The following is a 20,393-nucleotide window of genomic DNA, read 5'->3' on the forward strand; positions in this document are numbered from 1 at the left end:
GCCGACAGGCCGAGATCAGCGGGACACACACAAAAACGCCCCCGTGGCGTCAGCGACGGGGGCGTCAGACACCGAGTGCGATCAGATCTCGGTTTCGGCTTCCTCGGCTTCGAAGGCAGCCTTCTCTTCTTCGGTCATTTCCTTGATCGTCAGCTTGACGCGATTGCGGTTGTCGATGTCGAGCACCTTGACCACGATCTCGTCACCCTCATTGAGGTAGTCACGCACGTCATTGACGCGCTCGGGCACGATCTGGGAGATGTGCACCAGGCCGTCGGTACCCGGCATGATGTTGACGAAGGCGCCGAAGTCGGCGATACGCACCACCTTGCCGCGGTACAGCTTGCCGATTTCCGCCTCGGCGGTGATCGCCAGTACGGTATCGATGGCCTTCTTGGCGGCCTTCTTGTCCTCGGCGTAGATGCGCACGGTACCATCGTCGTCCAGGTCGATGGAGGCGCCGGTGTCGTCGCAGATCTTGCGAATGGTGGCGCCACCCTTGCCGATGACGTCGCGGATCTTGTCCGGGTCGATCTTGATGGTGGCCATGGAGGGCGCGTTGTCGGAGACCTCGGCACGGCTCTCGGCGATCACGGTGTTCATCTGCTCGAGGATGCTGATGCGCGCCTCATGGGCCTGGTTCAGGGCCGTTTCCATGATCTGCTCGTCGATACCCTCGATCTTGATGTCCATCTGCAGGGCGGTGACACCCTCGGCGCTGCCGGCCACCTTGAAGTCCATGTCACCGAGGTGATCCTCGTCGCCGAGGATGTCGGTCAGCACGGCGTAGCCGTCAGCGTCCTTGACCAGGCCCATGGCGATACCCGCCACCGGTGCCTTGATCGGCACGCCGGCGTCCATCAGTGCCAGCGAGGTGCCGCAGACAGAGGCCATGGAGCTGGAGCCGTTGGACTCGGTGATCTCGGAGACCACGCGAATGGTGTAGGGGAAGTCCTCTTCCGCCGGCAGCATGGCCTGGACACCACGACGGGCCAGACGACCGTGGCCGATCTCGCGACGCTTGGGACCGCCCATGAAGCCAGCCTCGCCCACCGAGTACGGAGGGAAGTTGTAGTGCAGCAGGAAGCGGTCCTTGCGCTCACCTTCCAGCGACTCGATCAGCTGGGAGTCACGCAGGGTGCCCAAGGTCGCGACGACCACCGCCTGGGTCTCGCCACGGGTGAAGATGGCGCTGCCGTGGGTCTTGGGCAGGGTGCCGGCCTCGATGGCCAGCGGACGCACGGTCTTGTGGTCACGGCCGTCGATACGCGGCTCGCCCTTGATCACGCGGGCACGTACCACGCGCTTCTCGAGACCGGCGAAGGCGCCTTCGACCTCGGAGGCCTCGAACTTGCCGTCTTCTTCACCGGCCAGCTTCTCGACGGCCTCGGCCTTGAGTGCGGACAGGGCATCCTGGCGCTGCATCTTGTCGGTGATGCGGTAGGCTTCGCCGACCTTGGCTTCGAAGCCCTGGGCCAGGGCTTCCTTGAGCGCGGTGTTCTCGGCGGCGGGCTGCCACTCCCACTTGGCCTTGCCGGCCTCGGCGGTCAGCTCGTTGATCGCCTGGATGACGGTCTGCATTTCCTGGTGGCCGAACAGCACGGCGCCCAGCATCTCGTCCTCGAGCAGCTCTTCGGCCTCGGACTCGACCATCAGCACGGCCTTCTCGGTACCGGCCACGACCATGTTCAGCTCGGAGCCGCCGAGCTCCTCGACGGTCGGGTTGAGGAAGTAGCCACGCTCTTCATTGAAGCCCACACGAGCGGCGCCGATGGGACCATTGAAGGGCACGCCGGAAATCGCCAGCGCCGCCGAGGTGCCGATCATCGCGGCGATGTCCGGATCGTGGTTGCGATCGGTGGACAGCACGGTACAGATGACCTGGACTTCGTTCATGAAGCCCTTGGGGAACAGCGGACGGATCGGACGGTCGATCAGTCGCGAGGTGAGGGTTTCCTTCTCGGTGGGACGCCCTTCACGCTTGAAGAAGCCGCCGGGAATCTTGCCGACCGCGTAGGTCTTTTCCTGGTAGTGGACAGACAACGGGAAGAAAGGCTGGCTCGGGTTGGCCTCCTTTCTGGCCACCACGGTGCACAGCACCACGGTGTCGTCCATGGTGACCATCACGGCACCGGTGGCCTGGCGGGCGATGCGCCCGGTTTCCAGGGTGACGGTGCTGCGACCGTACTGAAACGTCTTCTTGACCGGATTCACGGCGACTTCCTTTACTTTTCGATGTTTGGGTCGTTTTTGACTCGGCGACTATTTTAGGGGGTCAAGCCCGTGAGGGCCACCACAAAGGTCAAGGGAGTTTCAAGTGGCCGCCGCTGCCTGCCGCGACCGCGCACAACGCTGTACCACCAACGACAACGGGCAGCCCCGTGGGGCTGCCCGTTATCTGACGCCGCTTCCCGAAGGAAGCCTTGTCGCGCTTGCGTCTTAGCGACGCAGACCCAGACGCTGGATCAGGGACTGATAGCGCTCGAAGTCCTTGCGCTTGAGATAGTCAAGCAGCTTGCGGCGCTGGTTGACCATGCGGATCAGGCCACGACGGGAGTGGTGATCCTGCTTGTTGGTCTTGAAGTGATCCTGCAGGCCGTTGATGTTGGCGCTGAGCAGGGCCACCTGAACCTCGGGGGAACCGGTGTCGCTGTCACCACGGCCGTATTCGTTGACGATTTCGGCCTTCTGTTCGGCGGTAAGTGCCATCTGTCTCTCCAGTAAGCAATATGCCTGAATGATGAATGTCGGAGACCACGCATATTTGCAGTCTCCAGCTGCCGCAACCCCTTGAGGGGGTCAGTCTTGCCCTGAGCCCGCGACGAACGTGCTCAGAAGGCGCCGGGGCACGATATCCCCGGTAGGCTCGACCAGACCGAGACCGATAAAGGACTCACCCTGATAGAGGCGATACAACGACTCCTCGGCCATGGCCGAATCGCCGCCCTCGAGCTCACCGCGTGCCGGGCGTCCAAAGCGCAGGGCCTGGACACCTGCCTCACTGAGGCGATGAGCCGGGAGGTGTTGAAGCAGACTGTCGATCGGTGCCAGGCGCGCTTGGCGCTGGCCGTCGTCCTGGGCCTCGAGCGTGTCGAAATCGACCATGCCGTCGGCATCGAAGGGGCCGGTCTTCAGCCGTCTGAGCTGCGAGATATGCCCTTCGCAACCCAGCGCCTTGGCCATGTCCTCGGCCAGCGTACGCACATAGGTGCCTTTGCTGACCCGGACCTCCAGGTCGAATCCTGGGGACTCGCCCTCGAGGCTGGCGGAAAGTAGCCGAGCATCATACACCCTTATCCGCCGGGTTGCACGATCTACGCTTTTGCCCTCTCGCGCCAGTTCGTAGAGCTTGCGCCCCTGGTGCTTGAGCGCGGAATACATCGGCGGCAGTTGATCCTGCTCGCCGATGAAATTCGCCACTACCGACGCGACGTCGCTGTGCTCCAGCGCCGGCACCGGCGCCTCGGCGATGACCTCGCCTTCGGCGTCACCGGTATCGGTGCTCTGCCCGAGCTCGACCCGGGTGCGGTACACCTTGTCGGCTTCGAGCAGCTGGTTGGAAAACTTGGTGGCCTCGCCGAACAGCACCGGCAGAAGACCTGTCGCCATGGGATCCAGGGTACCGGTATGACCGGCCTTCTGGGCCTGGTACAGGCGCCTCGCCCGCTGCAGTGCAAAGTTGCTGGACATGCCCTTGGGCTTGTCCAGCAGCAGTACACCATCGATCGGCAGTCCTCGACGACGACGGGCCATCAGTCCTTGGCCCCGTCCTCGCCGCTGTCGTTCTCGTCATCCGCCTCGGGTTGGCGAGAGCGATCGCTGGCCACCGCCTCTTCGATCAGCGACGACAGGTGCTGACCACGCACCACGCTTTCGTCATAGTGAAAGCGCAGTTCCGGCACGTGACGTAGCTTGATGCGACGCGCCACCTGGCTACGCAGGAAACCGCCGGCGCGCTTGAGCACCTTGAGGTTTTCCTTGATCCGTTCCGGGTCCTGCTCACCCAGCAGGGTGATATGGACGTCGGCGTAGCCGAGGTCACGACTGACCTCGACCCCGCTCACGGTGACCATCCCCAGGCGCGGGTCCTTGACCTCGCGCTGGATCAGGACCGCCAGCTCCTTCTGGAGCTGGTCGGCCACTCGGTCGGTACGCTTGAATTCGCGCATGGATGACGACTCCTCGAACGCTTACAGCGTGCGCTCGACCTTGACCTGGTCAAAGACCTCGATCTTGTCGTTGACCTGGACATCGTTGTAGTTCTTCACCCCGATGCCACACTCCATGCCGTTGCGCACTTCCTGGACGTCGTCCTTGAAGCGGCGCAGCGACTCGAGCTCGCCTTCGTAGATGACCACGTTGTCGCGCAGCACGCGGATCTTCTTGTTACGGAAGACCGTACCCTCGACCACCATGCAGCCAGCCACGGCACCGATCTTGGGCGCGCGGAAGACGTCACGGACCTCGGCAATACCGACGATCTCTTCCTTCCACTCGGGCTCGAGCATGCCGCTCATGGCCTGCTTGACCTCGTCGATCAGGTGGTAGATGACGCTGTAGTAGCGCAGCTCCAGACCTTCACGCTCGATGATCTCGCGGGCGGCCGCATCGGCACGCACGTTGAAGCCGACCACGATGGCCTCACTGGCCAGCGCCAGGTTGGCATCGGTACCGGTGATACCGCCAACGCCGGAGGACACCACGGACACCTGCACCTCGTCGGTAGACAGCTCCTCGAGGGCGCCCTTGATCGCTTCCAGGGAACCCTGGACGTCGGCCTTGAGCACGATGTTGACCTTGGCGGCCTCGCTCTGGCCCATCTGGGAGAACATGTTCTCCAGCTTGGCCTTCTGCTGGCGTGCCAGGCGAATCTCGCGGTACTTGCCCTGGCGGAAGTTGGCGACTTCACGCGCCTTCTTCTCGTCGGCCACGACCATGAAGTCGTCACCGGCTTCCGGGGTGCCATCGAGACCCTGAATCTCCACCGGCATGGCGGGACCCACGGCGTCGACCTGCTTGCCGAGTTCGTTGGTCAGGGCACGCACACGGCCGTAGTGCAGACCGGCCAGCACGATGTCGCCCTTCTTCAGGGTACCGTTCTGGACCAGCACGGTGGCCACCGGGCCGCGACCCTTGTCGAGGCGAGACTCGACCACCACACCCTTGCCGGGTGCGCTCGGGACCGCCTTGAGCTCGAGCACCTCGGAGACCAGGTGAACGGCTTCCAGCAGCTCCTCGATGCCTTCACCAGACTTGGCGGAGACGTGGACGAACTGGGTGTCGCCACCCCACTCCTCGGAGATCACGCCGTGCTGGGACAGCTCGTTCTTGACCCGGTCGGGATCGGCTTCCGGCTTGTCGATCTTGTTGACCGCGACCACCATCGGCACTTCGGCAGCCTTGGAGTGCTCCACCGCCTCGATGGTCTGGGGCATGACGCCGTCGTCGGCCGCCACCACCAGGATGACCACGTCGGTGGCCTTGGCACCACGGGCACGCATGGCGGTAAACGCCGCGTGACCAGGGGTGTCGAGGAAGGTCACACCGTCGCTGTCGTCCTCGACGTGATAGGCACCGATGTGCTGGGTGATACCGCCGGCTTCACCGGTGGCCACCTTGGCACGACGAATGTAGTCGAGCAGCGAGGTCTTGCCGTGGTCGACGTGACCCATGACCGTGACCACCGGAGAGCGGGTGATTTCCTCGCCCTCGTAGGAGATGGCTTCGAGCACTTCGGTCTCGAGGGCATCGTCCTTGACCAGCTTGGGCGTGTGGCCCATTTCTTCCACCACGATAGCCGCAGTGTCCTGGTCGATGGTCTGGTTGATGGTCACCGCAGCGCCCATGGTGAACATGGCCTTGATGACCTCGTTGGCCTTGATCGACATCTTGTCGGCCAGTTCGGCCACCGAGATGGACTCGGGAATCGAGACCTCACGCACGATCGGCTGGGTCGGCTTCTGGAAGCCATGCTTGCCGTTGCCCTGGCTGCCGCCACGACGGCTGCCACGGCGCTCGGCGCGCTTGGCCTTCTTGCCACCGCCACGACGACGCTCTTCGCGGTCGCTGCGATCGTCGTCGTCACGCTCGCCACGGCCTTTCTTGCCGGTCTTGGCGGCGGCCTTCTTGACGGCGGCACGACGCACGTCGCCACGACCTTCCTTGGGCGGCGCCGGCGGCTCGTCGCCAGCCGGGGCAGAGGTGTCGAGCTCGGGCACCGGAATGTCGGGCACGACGGCGGCCTCTTCGGCCTCGCGCTTGGCCTTGGCGGCCTGCTCGGCGTCCTGGCTCGCCTTCTGCTCGGCGCGCTGCTTGGCTTCTTCGGCCTCCTGAGCCTCGCGACGTGCACGGGAATCGGCCATGTCGCCGACCAGCTGACGCGGACCGTGGTCCTCGACCGGCGCCGGGGCCTCTTCCTGGGCCTCGTCACGCTTGACGTAGGTGCGCTTCTTGCGGACCTGGACCTCGATGGTCTTGCCGCGCTCGCTGGTCTTGATCTTGCTGCGCGTCTTGCGGGTCAGGGTGATGCGATTGCGCGCAGCCGCGCCCACACCGCTGCCACCGCCATGGCTCTTGGTCAGAAAGTCCAACAGCTTGCGCTTGTCTTCCTCGGACACGGCGTCGGCTTCCGACTTGTGCTCGAGTCCGGCTTCTTTCATCTGTTCCAGCAGACGGGGCACTTCACGCCCCACCTTCGCTGCAAAATCCTTAACGGTCATCTCTGACATTACGACCCTCCTCAGCCCGTGACCCTGTTACTGTTCGCTCTCGAACCAAGGCGCACGGGCGGTCATGATCAATGCCGCGGCGCGCTCTTCGTCCACCTCTTCGATGTCCACCAGATCATCGACAGACTGTTCAGCCAGATCTTCCATGGTCTTGATGCCACGGCTGGCCAGGATGAAGGCCAGATGGCGCTCCATTCCGTCCATCTCCAGCAGATCATCCGCCGGCTGGGCTCCGTCCAGTTCCTCCTCGGAGGCAATGGCCAGGTTCAAGAGCTCGTCCTTGGCGCGAGCTCGAAGCTCCTCGATGAGGTCTTCGTCGAACTCTTCGATTTCCAGCATTTCCTCGACCGGTACGTAGGCCACCTCTTCAAGCGAGGTGAAACCTTCCTCGACCAGCAGCCGAGCGACATCATCATCGATGTCCAGGTGCTGAACGAAGTGCTCGACCAGACTGTCGATTTCCTGGTCGCGCTTGGCCTCGGCGTCGGCTTCGGTCATGACGTTGATACGCCAGCCGGTCAGCTCGGACGCGAGACGCACGTTCTGGCCACTACGGCCGATGGCCTGGGCCAGGTTGTCCTCGGCGACGGCCACGTCCATGGCGTGGGCATCCTCATCCACCAGGATGGAGGCGACGTCGGCCGGGGCCATGGCGTTGATCACCAGCTGTGCGGGATTGTCGTCCCACAGCACGATGTCGACGCGTTCGTTCTGCAGCTCCGAGGACACCGCCTGCACGCGCGAACCGCGCATGCCGACGCAGGCGCCCACCGGGTCGATGCGACGGTCGTTGGTCTTGACCGCGATCTTGGCCCGGGAGCCAGGATCACGCGCCGCACCCTTGATCTCGATAAGCTGCTCGGCGATCTCGGGAACCTCGATCTTGAACAGCTCAATGATCATCTGCGGGTTGGTGCGCGACAGGATCAACTGGGCGCCACGCGCCTCGGCGTCGACCTTGACCAGCAGTGCGCGCACCCGCTCGTTCATGCGGTAGCGCTCACCGGGGATCATCTCGCTGCGCGGCAGGAAGGCCTCGGCGTTGTCGCCCAGGTCAATGATCAGGCCGTCACGTGTCGTCTTCTTGACGATACCCGCGACCAGTTCACCTTCACGCTCGGCATAGATGCGCACGACCTCGGCACGCTCGGCCTCGCGCACCTTCTGCACGATGACCTGCTTGGCGGTCTGGGCGGCGATACGACCGAAGGCCGCATTCTCGATGCGCTCCTCGACCACGTCACCCAGGCCCAGCGGCGGATCCCGCTTTTCGGCGAAGGTCAGCTTGATCTCGGCGTCGGGTCCGTCGAAGTCATCGTCCTCGACCACCACCCAGCGGCGGAAGGTCTCGTACTCGCCGGTCATCCGATCGATGTGTACGCGGACGCTGGCTTCCTCATCCTCGAAGCGCTTGCGCGAGGCACTGGCCAGCGCCGCCTCGACGGCTTCGAAGATGACCTCGCGGGGGACACCCTTCTCGTTGGAGATCGCGTCAACGACCGCCAGAATTTCTTTACTCATGCCTTAAAGCCTCGCCAAAAAACCGATCCTTGTTCTCTCTTGTCGCGCATCAGTCGTCGCGCATCAGTGAGCGTCACTCGTCAAACTGAGGAACCACCCGCGCCTGATCGATGCCGTCGATCGGAAAGCAGTATTCCTCACCGTCGATCTGCACCAGCACCTCGTCACCCTCGGTTCCGGCGAGCACGCCCTGGAACTTGCGCCGACCCTCGAAAGGAGCGCGCAGCTTCAGAGCCACGTGATGGCCAGCGTAGCGGGAGAACTGATCGAGACGGAACAGCGGACGATCCATCCCGGGCGAAGACACCTCGAGACGGTACTCCCCGGCGATGGGATCCTCGACATCCATGATGGCGCTGACCTGTCGACTGATATCGGCACAGTTGTCGACACTGACGCCATCGGCGTGATCGATGTAAATCACCAGACGGGAATGTTTTCCCTGGGACAGATAGTCGATACCCCAGAGCTCGAACCCCATGGCCGTTACCACCGGTTCGATCAACGCATTGAGCGCAGCATCTTTGGTCGCCACGAATGAAAGCTCCTACAGCCGTTGCATCAGCACCTGGCCGGGAGTGAACAGGAAAGTCAGGTGGCTGATTGGCGTTCGCGCCGCCGGGCGAGCCCCGGCAAGCTGCTAACAAAAAGCCCCTTCACAGGAAGGGGCTTTTTCCAAGAAACCTGTCACCATCTGGCAGAAGTTCGCATGCCCCTTGAGGATACCTGCATGCCTGCCAAGAAGATGGTAGCGGGGACCGGATTTGAACCGATGACCTTCGGGTTATGAGCCCGACGAGCTACCAGACTGCTCCACCCCGCATCAATCTAGGCCGGTGAGTATACTGCGCCTTGACCAGGGCGTCAAGGCATTTCACCGAACCGCCAACCCTGAGAGAAGATCACCGGTCATCACCGGGAGAGCTTGTCACCCACGCCGTCATTGCAGAAGACGAGGATGGTGCCGAAGGCGGGACTTGAACCCGCACGACCGTAAGGTCACTACCCCCTCAAGATAGCGTGTCTACCAATTCCACCACTTCGGCTAGGGGAGTTCCGGAGATCAGCCTTGGCTGTCCTCCAGCACTGGCGCTGCATTATCCACGTCGCTTGAACCTTCGTCAAGCGTAGGCGCAGAATTTTCCTGACTTTCTTCCTCAAGCGCAGGCGCACTGTTCTGGGTGCTTTCGTCATCCAGGGTCGGCGCGCTGTTCTGCCGCTCGATCACCTCGGCGTCGGGAATCCCCGCTTCTGGCGCGGAATTGCCCGCCTCGGAGGCGAAGTAGGCCAGGGTCAGGGAAGTGGCGAAGAAACACGCCGCCAGCGCCCCGGTCGCCTTGGACAGGAAACTGCCGCTGCCACGGGAACCGAAGACGGTCTGGGAGGCACCGCCACCGAAGGAGGCACCGGCATCGGCGCCCTTGCCCTGCTGCAGCAGGATAAGAACGACCAGGGCGATGGCGATCGCCACATGGATCATGAGAATGGCAACTTGCATGGATTCAACCTGCTGACTGACAAATGGCTAGAAAATCGTCGACCTTCAGCGATGCTCCGCCGATCAGGCCGCCGTCGATGTCCGGTTGGGCCAGCAATTCCGCCGCGTTGTCGGGCTTCATGCTGCCGCCGTAGAGAACCTGCATGGACGCCGCCAGGGCGCCATCGTAACGTTCGAGTCGTGCACGAATCGCCGCATGCACCTGCTGCGCCTGCTCAGGCGTTGCGGTACGACCGGTGCCGATCGCCCAGACCGGCTCGTAGGCCAATACCAGGCGCGCGCGCTCGTCACCGTCGAGGGCTTCCATCACCGCCTCGAGCTGACCGAGCACCACCGCCTCGGTACGCTCGGCGTCGCGCTCTTCCAGGGTTTCCCCCAGGCACAGCACCGGCGTCAGCCCCTGACCAAGCGCGGCCTGCACCCGTGCCAGCACCGCCGCGTCGTCTTCGCCGAACAGGGTACGCCGCTCGGAGTGTCCGACCAGCACCATGTCGGCGCCGACGTCAGCAAGCATGGCGCCGCTCACCTCGCCGGTGAAGGCTCCGCTCGGCTGGTCGCTCAGGGTCTGGCCGGCCAGCCTGACGCTCTGCGGCAACCGTTCCCTGGCCACCCCGACATAGGGAAAGGGAACCGCCAGGGCCAGCGTCACCGCCTGCGGCAATTCGGCGCCGGACAGCGCCTCGGCGAAGGTATCGATCAGGCTCAGCGAGCCATTCATCTTCCAGTTGCCGGCGATCAGCGGTGCACGCATGGAACATCCTCTTTCAAGGTGGGCCGAAATGGTATAGGAGCGGCCCTGTCAAGACAAGATTTGCCGCGGGATCGAAGCCTTCGGTCCCGCGCTGGAGCAAGCCGACAAGACGCTCTCGCCGGCATCAGGGTCCACCAGGCCTCGCGTCATGGCACCGCGAAACCGGGCGGTGAGATCAGGGTTCAGCCGACCAGCTCACGCACGTCATCGGCCAGACGCCTGGCCAGCCCTTCGACATCCAGATGAGGGCGTCCCTCGACCATGACACGAATCAGCGGCTCGGTACCCGAGGGGCGCAGCAGCACGCGGCCCTCATCGCCAAGCTCGGCCTCGACCGCACGGGTGGCCTGTTCGAGACTCGGGTCGGCCATCACCGCCTTGGCGTCGACGCCCGCCGACAGGCGCACGTTGACCAGCGACTGAGGCGCCTTCTCGAAGCCGTGCAGCAGGCGTGACAGCGGCTTTTCCTCACGCACCATGTAGGACAGCACCTGCAGCGCCGAGACGATACCGTCGCCGGTGGTCTGCACGTGGCGACAGACGATATGCCCCGAGGACTCGCCACCCAGCTGCCAGTCGTTGGCGGCCAGGCGCTCCATCACGTAGCGATCGCCGACCTTGGCACGTTCGAAGGGCACGCCCATGGACTCCAGCGCTGCGGCTAGCCCGAAGTTGCTCATCAGGGTACCGACCACACCACCACCCAGCTCGCCACGCTCGTGACGGTCCTTGGCGATCAGGTAGAGCATGTCGTCACCGTCGATCTCGTGACCGTCGGCATCCACCATCAGCACGCGATCGCCGTCACCATCGAAGGCGATACCCAGATCGGCGCCTTGCTGGATCACCGCCGCGCGCAGCGCCGCGGGATGGGTCGAGCCCACCTCCTGGTTGATATTGAGGCCGTCGGGCTCGGCCCCGACCAGGCTGACCTTGGCCCCGAGCTCCTTGAACACCGCCGGCGCGATGTGATACGTCGCGCCATGGGCGCAGTCCAGCACGATACGCAGGCCGTGCAGGTTGACCCGGTCGGGGATCGTCGACTTGCAGAACTCGATATAGCGCCCGGCGGCGTCGTCGACCCGGCTGGCCTTGCCCAGCTCCCCCGGTGACACCGTGGTCAGGGTCTCATCCAGTGCGCGCTCGATGCGCTCCTCGATCTCATCGCCCAGCTTGGCGCCCTCGGCCGAGAAGAACTTGATGCCGTTGTCCTGGTAGGCGTTGTGGGAAGCGGAGATGACGATCCCCGCATCGGCGCGAAAGGTCCGCGTCAGGTAGGCGATACCCGGTGTCGGCATCGGACCGAGCAGCATCACGTCAACGCCCGCCGCCGACAGCCCCGCCTCGAGGGCCGACTCGAACATGTAGCCGGAGATCCGGGTGTCCTTGCCGATCAGTACCCGCGCCCGCTGACGGCGTGGCTCGAGCACGCGGCCGGTAGCCCAGCCCAGCTTGAGCATGAAGTCCGGCGTGATCGGCGCCTGACCGACGGTACCGCGAATGCCATCCGTGCCAAAATAGCGTCTAGCCATGGTGTTCTCCTTCCTCGAGAACGGCCCAGGTCATGTTCACCGCGTCCACATGGGGCCCCACATCGTGAACGCGTAGTATCCGTGCACCTCGCTCCACCGCCAGTGCCGACAAGGCCAGACCGCCCGACAGGCGCTCCTCGACCGCACGGTCGAGCACCTTGCCGATCATGCTCTTGCGCGACATCCCCACCAGCAGCGGAAGCCCCAGGGCTTCCAGGCGCTCCAGGCGATGCAACAGGCGAAGATTATGCTCCACGGTCTTGGCGAAACCAAAACCTGGATCAAGCAACAGGCGTTCTCGCTTGAGACCCGCCGCCTCGCACTCGGCGATGCGCCTTTCGAGAAAGTCTGCGACCTCTTCCTCCACCGGCCTGTCATAGCGGGGCGCATCCTGCATGTCGCCCGGCTCACCGAGCATGTGCATCAGCACCACCGGCAGCCCGGTACCGGTCGCCGCCGCGACGGCGCCCTCACGGCGCAGGTTGCGTACATCATTGATCATGCCAGCCCCGGCCTGGGCGCTCTCGCGCATGACCTCCGGCGTCGAGGTGTCCACCGACACCAGGGCATCCAGCTCCCGTACCAGCGCCTCGACCACCGGGATCACCCGGTCGAGCTCCTGCTGCGCGGTGACCGGCGTCGCACCAGGTCGCGTGGACTCGCCACCCACGTCGATGATGGCAGCACCCTCGGCGAGCATCTGTTCGGCATGGCGCAGGGCGTCGTCGATGACCACGTGATGGCCACCATCGGAAAAGGAGTCGGGAGTGACGTTGAGGATCCCCATGATGCGGGGAAAGGTCAGATCGAGGCGGTGTCGACCACAGGGCAGTACAGCGGGGTAACGAGCGTCCATCGAAGCGGATGTCCTGGGAAAATCTGGGTATTCACCAAAGAATACTAATGCGAGAGGCGGGTCATGCAACGCCAGAGGCGCCCCGCGGGGCGCCTCTGTGAGCGGGCGGGCCGTCAGCTACCGGCGGGGCCGCCAAGGGGGTCGGAGGGGCGACGGCCGGAGCCTTTGTCATCCTCTTCCTCGTCCCCATCGCTGGTGTCGGCGCCGGACTCCGGCTCCTTCGACGGCTCGGGATCACCGGTGACCGGAGAGCCGCCGCCGGAACCGGGCTCATCCCAGTCCTTGGGCGGACGCGGGTCACGCCCTTCCATGATGTCCTTGAGCTGATCCGCGTCGATGGTCTCGTAATGCATCAGCGCTTCGGCCATGGCATCGAGCTTGTCGCGATTGTCCTCGAGGATCTGACGCGCCTGCTCGTAGCAGCCGTCGATGATCTTGCGCACTTCCTTGTCCAGACGCGAGGTGGTTTCGCCCGACTTCAGCTTGCCACCGCCCTGGCCCGGGCCGCCGAGGAACTGGTGAGACTCGTCCTCGTCGTACATGATCGGCCCCATCTCCTCGGACAGGCCCCACTTCGCCACCATGTTGTGGGCAAGCTCGGTGGCACGCTTGATGTCGTTGGAGGCGCCGGTGGTGACACCGTTCGGTCCCAGCGTCATCTCCTCGGCGATGCGGCCGCCGAACAGCGAACAGATCTGACTGATGATCTGCTGGCGCGACAGGCTGTAACGATCCTGCTCCGGCAGGAACATGGTCACACCCAGGGCGCGGCCACGCGGAATGATGGTCACCTTGTAGACCGGGTCATGCTCCGGCATCACCAGACCGATGATGGCGTGGCCCGACTCATGGTAAGCGGTGTTGAGCTTTTCCTTCTCGGTCATGACCATGGAGCGGCGCTCGGCCCCCATCATGATCTTGTCCTTGGCCAGCTCAAGCTCTTCCATGCCCACCAGACGCTTGTTACGACGAGCGGCGAACAGCGCAGCCTCGTTGACCAGGTTGGCCAGGTCGGCACCAGAGAAGCCAGGGGTACCACGGGCAATGAAGGTCGGCTTGACGTCATCGGCCAGCGGCACCTTGCGCAGGTGCACGTTGAGGATATGCTCGCGACCACGGATATCGGGAAGCGGCACCACCACCTGACGGTCGAAGCGGCCCGGGCGCAGCAGCGCAGGGTCGAGCACGTCGGGACGGTTGGTGGCGGCGATGACGATGATGCCTTCATTGGCCTCGAAGCCATCCATCTCGACCAGCAGCTGGTTCAGCGTCTGCTCGCGCTCGTCATTGCCGCCGCCCATGCCGGCGCCGCGCGAACGACCCACGGCGTCGATCTCGTCGATGAAGATGATGCAGGGTGCCTGCTTCTTGGCCTGCTCGAACATGTCGCGCACACGGGAAGCACCCACACCGACGAACATCTCGACGAAGTCAGAGCCTGAGATCGAGAAGAACGGCACCTTGGCCTCGCCGGCGATGGACTTCGCCAGCAGGGTCTTGCCGGTACCGGGAGGCCCGACCATCAAGACACCGCGGGGGATGGTGCCACCCAGCCGCTGGAACTTGGTCGGATCACGCAGGAAGTCGACCAGTTCCTCGACTTCCTCCTTGGCCTCGTCACACCCCGCCACGTCGGCAAAGGTGGTCTTGATCTGATCCTGGGACAGCAGTTTGGCCTTGGACTTGCCGAAGCTCATGGGGCCGCCCTTGCCGGCACCACCGCCCTGCATCTGGCGCATGAAGAACATGAAGATGGCCAGGATCAGCAGAATCGGGAAGCTCGCGATCAATAGTCGCGTCCACAGACTCTGCTGTTCCGGCTTCTTGCCCACCACGGTGACATTGTTGGACAACAGATCGTCCATCAGCTTCGGGTCCTCCGCCGAGGGGCGGATGGTCTGAAAGCTGGAGCCATCGTTGCGCTCACCGCTGATCGTGTAACCGTCGATGGTTACACTGCGTACCTGCTCGTTTTGCACCTGTTCGACGAACTGGGAGTAGTTCATCTGGTTGGGTGCGTTCTCGACGCTGAAGTTGTTGAACACCGTCAGCAGCACCGCCGCGATGACCAACCACAGAATCAGGTTCTTCGCCATGTCGTTCAAGGGACCACCCTCAATTGCAAGAATCTGTCGGCCTAGGTGCCTAAGGGTTCGACACTACATGACCCGGCCTGGTTCAGCCAGCCTGATCGGATCCAACGAAGCGGCGCAAGCGCCCCTTCCGCCGGGACTCACCCTCGGAAAATGCCGAAAAAATGTCGATGCGATGACTGCCTGGCAGGCCATCGCACGCCATCATGTGTCCTTTCCTGCCTGTACCATGCCTCAAGACTGGCACAGCCAGGCCACTTTTGCCGGTATCGCTCCGGTAGGCGCGGTCTATCAGACGTCGACCGGCGCCGATGCTCAGCCCTTGAATCCCTGGGCCAGCAGGTAGACCTCGCGGGAGCGTGCCCGCGATGCCCCCGGCTTGCGCGTCACCACCTTTTGAAAGGCGCCGCGCAGCTCCTTGAGATATTCGTCGAAGCCTTCGCCCTGGAACACCTTGGCCAGGAAGGTACCCCCGGGACGCAGCGTCTGACGAGCCAGGTCGAGCGCCAGCTCCACCAGGTACATTGCCTGAGGCTGATCGATGGCCGCCATACCACTCATATTGGGGGCCATGTCCGACATCACAAGGTCCACCGGGCGATCACCGAGCCTTGCCAGCACCTCTTCCAGCACGCTTTCCTCGGTAAAGTCACCCTGTACGAAGTCGACCCCGGCCAGGGCGTCCATCTCGAGGATGTCCGAGGCGATGACCACACCGGCGTCACCGACACGCTCTGCGGCGATCTGGCTCCAGCCGCCTGGCGCCGCACCCAGATCGATGACGGTCATGCCCGGCTTGAACAGCTTGTCCTTGTCGTCCAGCTCCACCAGCTTATAGCTGGCCCGGGAACGGTAGCCGTCCTGCCAGCTCTGCTGAACGTAGCGATCATCGAAGTGTTCCTTCAACCAGCTGGCGCTGGTCTTGCTCGCGCTGCTCTTGCCGGATGAGGATTTTTTACCGGATGGGGGACGGGATGCTGCCACTGAGCCACCTGAAAGAAGATTTCCTGAACAATTGCCGGAAGGGCGTTGCTCGAAGTGCATTTGCTGCGGACACCCGGCATGGCCGCCGGAGCCGAACCGCGTGGCGGGGAGGCTCGCCGCAGGAACCGAGGGGCGGGCTGCACGACGCATCGAGCGGCTTTGCCACCGCCGGCGAACGGCTGCCTGGAGATTGTCATGCACAAGCGCTTTCACCGCACGGGGAATCCCCGTACCATGTGCTGTCACGCGCCCTACGGCCAAAACGGAATGAAGCAAGATACCATGAGCTTGTCACAGGCACAAAAGAAAGCAATGCGCAGCATCGGCCACCACCTCGACCCGGTGGTGACGGCCTCGGAGAACGGTATTTCCGAAGGCATGCTGGCCGAGCTCGAACGAGCCCTGAACGACCACGAACTGGTCAAGGTGAAGCTCGCGATCCCCGACCGCGACGACCGCACCGCAGTGCTCGACGAACTCGTCGCCCAGAGCCGCTCCGAGCTGATCCAGAAGATCGGCAAGGTGGCCCTGCTGTACCGCAAGAACCCCAAGGCCAATCCGAAGCTGTCCAACATCACCCGCTTCGAGAACCACCACGGCCGCCACTGACGCACCGGCGTCGCTGCGCCACCACCGGGCGCCGACGATCCTGTCGCCAGAAAAGACACCGCCCCGCCAGGATTCCTGGCGGGGCGGTGTCGTCTGGATCGAAGGATCCGGCTCTAGATGTGCTCGACGCCGGTGATCTCGTACTCGACCTCACCACCGGGGGTGCGGACCAGCACGACCTCACCCTCTTCCTTGCCGATCAAGGCACGGGCGATGGGCGAGGTGACCGAGATGCGACGCTGCTTGATGTCGGCCTCGTCCTCACCGACGATGCGGTAGGTCACCTCTTCGTCGGTATCCAGATTCAGAAGCTCGACGGTCACGCCGAAGATCACTTTGCCGGTCTTGGGCAGCTTGGTGACGTCGATGACCTGGGCGTTGGACAGCTTGCCCTCGATCTCCTGGATACGCCCCTCGATGAAGCCCTGCTGCTCGCGCGCGGCGTGGTACTCGGCGTTCTCCTTGAGGTCGCCGTGCTCACGCGCTTCGGCGATGGCAGCGATCACTGTCGGGCGAGCCTCGCTCTTGAGCTGTTCGAGCTCTTCACGCAGGCGTTGCTCACCGGCGACGGTCATCGGGACCTTGTTCATGTATTCGCTCCTGCATGCAGTTCCTGTAGCCGCCGCACGGTCACGGCATTGCCGTACTCGAGCGCCAAACAAACGGCACTGGCCCCTGCCAGCGTCGTGGCATAGGGAACCTTGCGGGCGAGTGCGGTGCGGCGGATCACCGAGGAGTCATTGATGGCCTGGCGGCCCTCGGTGGTATTGACGATATAGGCGATCTCGTCGTTCTTGATGGAATCGACGATGTGTGGCCGGCCTTCGTAAACCTTGTTGACGACCTCGACGGGCAGACCAGCCTGTTCAAGGGCTGCCGCCGTTCCTCGGGTCGCACAGAGTGTGAAGCCCAATGTTACCAGAGAACGCGCCACTTCGATAACACCCGCCTTGTCCGGCTCGCGAACCGACAGGAACGCCTTGCGATCGCCGGTCAGCGCCGGAATCGCCTCACCTGCACCGAGCTGGGCCTTGTAGAAGGCCTCGGCGAAGGTGTCGCCGGACCCCATTACCTCGCCGGTGGACTTCATCTCCGGCGACAGGATCGGGTCGACGCCAGGGAACTTGTTGAACGGGAACACCGCCTCCTTGACGCTGTAGAAGTGCGGCACGATCTCGCGCTCGAAGCCCTGCTCCTTGAGGCTGACGCCGGCCATGCAACGGGCCGCCACCTGGGCCAGCGAGGTACCGATGCACTTGGACACGAAGGGCACGGTGCGCGAGGCGCGCGGGTTGACCTCGATGACGTAGATCTCGCCGTCCTGCCAGGCCAGCTGGACGTTCATCAGGCCCTTCACGCCAAGCTCCACGGCCATGCGCTTGACCTGCTCGCGCATCTCGTCCTGCACTTCCGCCGGCAGCGAGTACGGCGGCAGCGCACAGGCGGAGTCGCCTGAGTGCACACCAGCCTGTTCGACGTGCTGCATGATACCGCCGATCACCACCTGCTCACCGTCGGACACCGCGTCGATGTCGATCTCGATGGCGGCGCTCAGGAAGTGATCGAGCAGCACCGGCGAGTCGTTGGAGACCTTGACCGCGTGGGTCATGTAGTTCTCCAGCTCGCTGGCGTCATAGACGATTTCCATGGCGCGCCCACCGAGCACGTAGCTCGGGCGCACCACCAGCGGGTAGCCGATCGCCTCGGCCTTGCTGAAGGCCTCGTCAAAGCTTCTGGCGGTGGCGTTGGGCGGCTGTTTGAGGCCCAGCTTGTCGATCATCTGCTGGAAGCGCTCGCGATCCTCGGCGCGGTCGATGGCGTCCGGGGTGGTACCGATGATCGGCACACCGGCGGCCTCGAGCGCACGTGCAAGCTTCAGCGGCGTCTGACCGCCGAACTGCACGATCACCCCGACCGGCTTCTCCTTGTCGGCGATCTCGAGCACGTCCTCCAGGGTCACCGGCTCGAAGTACAGACGATCGGAGGTGTCGTAGTCGGTGGACACGGTCTCCGGGTTGCAGTTGACCATGATGGTCTCGTAGCCGTCGTCGCGCATGGCGAAGGCGGCGTGGACGCAGCAGTAGTCGAACTCGATGCCCTGACCGATACGGTTGGGGCCACCGCCCAGCACCATGATCTTCTTACGATCGCTGACCTCGGCCTCGCACTCCTCCTCGTAGGTGGAGTACATGTAGGCGGTGTCGGAGGCGAACTCGGCGGCGCAGGTGTCGACGCGCTTGTAGACCGGACGGATACCGGCGTCATGGCGCGCCCTGCGCACATCGTCCTCGGACACGCCCAGCACCTTGGCCAGACGAGCATCGCCAAAGCCCTTGCGCTTGAGACGATAGAGTTCGCGCGCGTCCAGCGACGACAGCGGACGGCTGGACAGATCCTGCTCGATCTTGACCAGATCCTCGAGCTGCACCAGGAACCAGGGGTCGATGTTGGTCAGCTCGAACACTTCTGCCACCGACATGCCGGAGCGCATGGCATCGGCGATGAAGAAGATACGCTCGGCGCCGGCGGCCTGCAGCTCGCCCTTGATCAGCGCCATGTTCTCGTCGCTGAACTCGGTGACGATGGGATCGAGACCGTCGTTGCCGGTCTCCATGCCACGCAGCGCCTTCTGCAGCGATTCCTGGAAGGTGCGGCCGATGGCCATGACCTCGCCCACCGACTTCATCTGGGTGGTCAGACGGTCGTTGGCCTGGGGGAACTTCTCGAAGGTGAAGCGCGGAATCTTGGTGACGACGTAGTCGATGGACGGCTCGAAGGACGCCGGGGTGCGACCGCCGGTGATGTCGTTCTGCAGCTCGTCCAGGGTGTAGCCCACCGCCAGCTTGGCGGCGATCTTGGCGATCGGGAAGCCGGTGGCCTTGGAGGCCAGGGCGGAGGAACGCGACACCCGCGGGTTCATCTCGATGACCACCATGCGGCCGGTCTCGGGGTCCACGCCGAACTGGACGTTGGAGCCACCGGTCTCGACACCGATCTCACGCAGCACCGCAAGGGATGCGTCGCGCATGATCTGGTATTCCTTGTCGGTCAGCGTCTGGGCCGGCGCCACGGTGATGGAGTCACCGGTGTGCACGCCCATGGGGTCGAAGTTCTCGATGGCACAGACGATGATGCAGTTGTCGTTCTTGTCACGAACGACCTCCATCTCGTATTCCTTCCAGCCCAGCAACGATTCGTCGATCAGCAGCTCGTGGGTCGGCGAAAGCTCGAAGCCGCGCCCACAGATCTCCTTGAACTCTTCCTTGTTGTAGGCCACGCCGCCACCGGAGCCACCCATGGTGAAGGACGGCCGGATGATCACCGGGAAGCCCAGCTCGCCCTGGATCTCCCAGGCCTCATCCATGCTGTGGGCGACCTTGGCCTTGGGGCACTCGAGACCGATATTCTTCATCGCCTTGTCGAAGCGATCGCGGTCCTCGGCCTTGTCGATGGTGTCGGCGTTGGCACCGATCATCTCCACGCCGTACTTTTCCAGTACGCCGTGGCGATCGAGATCCAGCGCGCAGTTCAGCGCGGTCTGGCCGCCCATGGTCGGCAGCACGGCGTCGGGACGCTCGGCCTCGATGATCTTCTCCACCGCCTGCCAGGTGATCGGCTCGATGTAGGTGGCATCCGCCATGGCCGGATCGGTCATGATGGTGGCCGGGTTGGAGTTAACCAGGATGACGCGAAAACCCTCTTCGCGCAGCGCCTTGCAGGCCTGGGCGCCGGAATAGTCGAACTCGCAGGCCTGGCCGATGACGATGGGGCCAGCGCCGATGATAAGGATGCTTTTCAGGTCTGTACGCTTGGGCATGGTG

The 20,393-nt window shown here is 63.8% G+C and carries 16 protein-coding genes and 2 tRNA genes; 1 reads left to right on the top strand and 17 read right to left on the bottom strand.

Annotated elements, in window-relative coordinates:
• Nucleotides 1-81: 81 nt before the first annotated feature.
• The 15 genes from pnp to rlmE form a co-directional block, all read right to left on the bottom strand.
• Entirely contained in the window at nucleotides 82-2,214 is a 2,133-nt protein-coding gene (gene pnp / locus KUV74_RS08955; RefSeq protein WP_045992263.1) for a polyribonucleotide nucleotidyltransferase, read from the bottom strand.
• Nucleotides 2,215-2,439: 225 nt separating this feature from the next.
• Nucleotides 2,440-2,709 carry a 30S ribosomal protein S15 gene (gene rpsO / locus KUV74_RS08960; protein WP_045992264.1) on the bottom strand — a complete coding sequence of 90 codons (270 nt, stop codon included), beginning with the start codon at nucleotides 2,707-2,709 and terminating at the stop codon, nucleotides 2,440-2,442.
• 90 nt (nucleotides 2,710-2,799) lie between these two features.
• Nucleotides 2,800-3,753: a tRNA pseudouridine(55) synthase TruB gene (truB, locus tag KUV74_RS08965; RefSeq protein WP_222516166.1), complete on the bottom strand. Its 954-nt coding sequence runs from the start codon at nucleotides 3,751-3,753 to the stop codon at nucleotides 2,800-2,802.
• Nucleotides 3,753-4,169 (bottom strand): 30S ribosome-binding factor RbfA, encoded by a 417-nt coding sequence (gene rbfA / locus KUV74_RS08970; RefSeq protein WP_222516167.1) that lies wholly within the window; start codon nucleotides 4,167-4,169, stop codon nucleotides 3,753-3,755. Before rbfA ends, truB begins: the two co-directional genes overlap by 1 nt.
• Before the next feature lie 21 nt (nucleotides 4,170-4,190).
• A complete protein-coding gene (gene infB, locus KUV74_RS08975; protein ID WP_045992267.1) occupies nucleotides 4,191-6,728 on the bottom strand; it encodes a translation initiation factor IF-2 in 2,538 nt (845 codons plus the stop codon).
• A 27-nt stretch (nucleotides 6,729-6,755) separates the two neighbouring features.
• Nucleotides 6,756-8,249: a transcription termination factor NusA gene (nusA, locus tag KUV74_RS08980; protein ID WP_108131788.1), complete on the bottom strand. Its 1,494-nt coding sequence runs from the start codon at nucleotides 8,247-8,249 to the stop codon at nucleotides 6,756-6,758.
• Between the two features lie 73 nt (nucleotides 8,250-8,322).
• Nucleotides 8,323-8,784, bottom strand: coding sequence for a ribosome maturation factor RimP (gene rimP, locus KUV74_RS08985; protein ID WP_045992269.1), 462 nt, complete (start codon nucleotides 8,782-8,784; stop codon nucleotides 8,323-8,325).
• A 211-nt stretch (nucleotides 8,785-8,995) separates the two neighbouring features.
• Nucleotides 8,996-9,072 (bottom strand) — tRNA-Met (locus KUV74_RS08990).
• A 136-nt stretch (nucleotides 9,073-9,208) separates the two neighbouring features.
• Nucleotides 9,209-9,295 (bottom strand) — tRNA-Leu (locus tag KUV74_RS08995).
• A 17-nt stretch (nucleotides 9,296-9,312) separates the two neighbouring features.
• Entirely contained in the window at nucleotides 9,313-9,747 is a 435-nt protein-coding gene (gene secG / locus KUV74_RS09000) for a preprotein translocase subunit SecG (RefSeq protein ID WP_222516168.1), read from the bottom strand.
• 4 nt (nucleotides 9,748-9,751) lie between these two features.
• Nucleotides 9,752-10,498, bottom strand: a complete 747-nt coding sequence (gene tpiA, locus KUV74_RS09005) for a triose-phosphate isomerase (protein WP_045992271.1) — start codon at nucleotides 10,496-10,498, stop codon at nucleotides 9,752-9,754.
• A gap of 182 nt (nucleotides 10,499-10,680) precedes the next feature.
• Nucleotides 10,681-12,030 carry a phosphoglucosamine mutase gene (gene glmM, locus KUV74_RS09010; RefSeq protein WP_108450011.1) on the bottom strand — a complete coding sequence of 450 codons (1,350 nt, stop codon included), beginning with the start codon at nucleotides 12,028-12,030 and terminating at the stop codon, nucleotides 10,681-10,683.
• Nucleotides 12,023-12,817 carry a dihydropteroate synthase gene (folP, locus tag KUV74_RS09015; protein WP_108131904.1) on the bottom strand — a complete coding sequence of 265 codons (795 nt, stop codon included), beginning with the start codon at nucleotides 12,815-12,817 and terminating at the stop codon, nucleotides 12,023-12,025. Before folP ends, glmM begins: the two co-directional genes overlap by 8 nt.
• Before the next feature lie 182 nt (nucleotides 12,818-12,999).
• A complete protein-coding gene (gene ftsH, locus KUV74_RS09020) occupies nucleotides 13,000-14,991 on the bottom strand; it encodes an ATP-dependent zinc metalloprotease FtsH (RefSeq protein WP_222516169.1) in 1,992 nt (663 codons plus the stop codon).
• A 303-nt stretch (nucleotides 14,992-15,294) separates the two neighbouring features.
• Nucleotides 15,295-15,963, bottom strand: coding sequence for a 23S rRNA (uridine(2552)-2'-O)-methyltransferase RlmE (gene rlmE, locus KUV74_RS09025; protein WP_045992275.1), 669 nt, complete (start codon nucleotides 15,961-15,963; stop codon nucleotides 15,295-15,297).
• A gap of 282 nt (nucleotides 15,964-16,245) precedes the next feature.
• On the opposite strand from rlmE, the gene yhbY reads away from it, so the two are divergent.
• On the top strand, nucleotides 16,246-16,572 hold the full coding sequence (yhbY, locus tag KUV74_RS09030) for a ribosome assembly RNA-binding protein YhbY (protein WP_045992299.1): 327 nt from the start codon (nucleotides 16,246-16,248) through the stop codon (nucleotides 16,570-16,572).
• A 113-nt stretch (nucleotides 16,573-16,685) separates the two neighbouring features.
• Here the strand turns inward: yhbY and greA are convergent, their stop codons facing one another.
• A complete protein-coding gene (gene greA, locus KUV74_RS09035; protein ID WP_108131792.1) occupies nucleotides 16,686-17,162 on the bottom strand; it encodes a transcription elongation factor GreA in 477 nt (158 codons plus the stop codon).
• The gene (gene carB, locus KUV74_RS09040) at nucleotides 17,159-20,389 is read right to left on the bottom strand and encodes a carbamoyl-phosphate synthase large subunit (protein ID WP_108131793.1); all 3,231 of its coding nucleotides are present in this window, start codon (nucleotides 20,387-20,389) and stop codon (nucleotides 17,159-17,161) included. Before carB ends, greA begins: the two co-directional genes overlap by 4 nt.
• Between the last annotated feature and the right edge of the window lie 4 nt (nucleotides 20,390-20,393).

It is taken from the genome of Halomonas sp. DP1Y21-3, from assembly GCF_019801245.1.
GTDB classification, from domain to species: Bacteria; Pseudomonadota; Gammaproteobacteria; order Pseudomonadales; family Halomonadaceae; genus Halomonas; species Halomonas litopenaei.

Coding starts and splice junctions, on each gene's coding strand:
- rpsO (WP_045992264.1), bottom strand. CDS start 2,709: ATGGCACTTACCGCCGAACAGAAGGCCGAAATCGTCAACGAATACGGC.
- truB (WP_222516166.1), bottom strand. CDS start 3,753: ATGGCCCGTCGTCGTCGAGGACTGCCGATCGATGGTGTACTGCTGCTG.
- rbfA (WP_222516167.1), bottom strand. CDS start 4,169: ATGCGCGAATTCAAGCGTACCGACCGAGTGGCCGACCAGCTCCAGAAG.
- infB (WP_045992267.1), bottom strand. CDS start 6,728: ATGTCAGAGATGACCGTTAAGGATTTTGCAGCGAAGGTGGGGCGTGAA.
- nusA (WP_108131788.1), bottom strand. CDS start 8,249: ATGAGTAAAGAAATTCTGGCGGTCGTTGACGCGATCTCCAACGAGAAG.
- secG (WP_222516168.1), bottom strand. CDS start 9,747: ATGCAAGTTGCCATTCTCATGATCCATGTGGCGATCGCCATCGCCCTG.
- tpiA (WP_045992271.1), bottom strand. CDS start 10,498: ATGCGTGCACCGCTGATCGCCGGCAACTGGAAGATGAATGGCTCGCTG.
- glmM (WP_108450011.1), bottom strand. CDS start 12,030: ATGGCTAGACGCTATTTTGGCACGGATGGCATTCGCGGTACCGTCGGT.
- folP (WP_108131904.1), bottom strand. CDS start 12,817: ATGGGGATCCTCAACGTCACTCCCGACTCCTTTTCCGATGGTGGCCAT.
- yhbY (WP_045992299.1), top strand. CDS start 16,246: ATGAGCTTGTCACAGGCACAAAAGAAAGCAATGCGCAGCATCGGCCAC.
- greA (WP_108131792.1), bottom strand. CDS start 17,162: ATGAACAAGGTCCCGATGACCGTCGCCGGTGAGCAACGCCTGCGTGAA.
- carB (WP_108131793.1), bottom strand. CDS start 20,389: ATGCCCAAGCGTACAGACCTGAAAAGCATCCTTATCATCGGCGCTGGC.